The 1,103-nt window shown below is 80.8% G+C and carries 1 protein-coding gene; it reads left to right on the plus strand.

Annotated elements, in window-relative coordinates:
* On the plus strand, positions 1–1,103 hold a 1,103-nt coding region (locus F9B16_RS50465), incomplete at both ends, for a helicase-related protein (protein WP_192809423.1).

The following is a 1,103-nucleotide window of genomic DNA, read 5'->3' on the forward strand; positions in this document are numbered from 1 at the left end:
CGCGCCGCCGCCCGCCGCATGGCCTGGCTGCTCGGCGAGCGCGTCGGCGGCAGCGTCGGCGTGACCGTCCGCGGCGAGTCGCGGCCCGGCTCCCGCGTCGACGTCGTCACCACCGGCGTGGTGCTGCAGCGCCTGCAGGACGACCCCGGCCTCGACGGCGTCGGCACGGTCATCCTCGACGAGTGCCACGAGCGGCGCCTCGACGCCGACACCGCGCTGGCGTTCCTGCTGGACGTCCGCGCGGCCCTCCGCCCCGACCTGCGCCTGGTCGCCGCGTCCGCCACCGCCGACACCGGCCCGTGGGCCCGGCTCCTCGGCGGCGGCGACGGTCCCGTGCCGGTGGTGGAGACCGAGGCCGCGCTGCACCCCGTCGACGTCGTGTGGGCGCCGCCGCCGCGGCCCGTCCCGCCGCCGCACGGGATGCGGGTCGACCCGGCGCTCCTCGCGCACGCCGCCGCGACCGTCCGGCGCGCGCTCGCCGAACGCGACGGCGACGTGCTGTGCTTCCTGCCCGGCGTCGGGGAGATCGCGCGCGTGGCCGGGCAGCTCGCCGACGTCCCCGCCGAGGTCCTGCAGGTGCACGGGCAGGCGCCGCCGGCGGTGCAGGACGCCGTCCTCGCGCCCGGAGCCGGGCGCCGCGTCGTGCTCGCCACGTCCGTCGCCGAGTCCAGCCTCACCGTCCCCGGCGTGCGGATCGTCGTGGACGCGGGGCTGGCCCGCGAGCCGCGCACCGACCATGCCCGCGGGCTCGGCGCGCTCACCACCGTCCGCGCGTCCCGCGCCACCGCGGAGCAGCGCGCGGGCCGCGCCGGACGCGAGGCGCCCGGCACCGTCTACCGGTGCTGGACGCAGGCCGAGCATGACCGGCTGCCCGCGCGCCCCCGCCCGGAGATCGAGCTCGCCGACCTCGCCGGGTTCGCCCTCCAGGCCGCCTGCTGGGGCGACCCGGACGCGAGCGGCCTCGCGCTTCCCGATCCGCCGCCCGCCGCCGCGATGGACGCCGCCCGCGCCGTCCTGCACGCCCTCGGTGCCGTCCGCGACGGGCGGGTGACCCCGCGCGGGCGGGTGCTGGCGAGCGTCGGCCTGCACCCCCGGCTGGCCCG

The sequence above is a fragment of the Actinomadura montaniterrae genome, from assembly GCF_008923365.1.
Classification (GTDB): Bacteria; Actinomycetota; Actinomycetes; order Streptosporangiales; family Streptosporangiaceae; genus Spirillospora; species Spirillospora montaniterrae.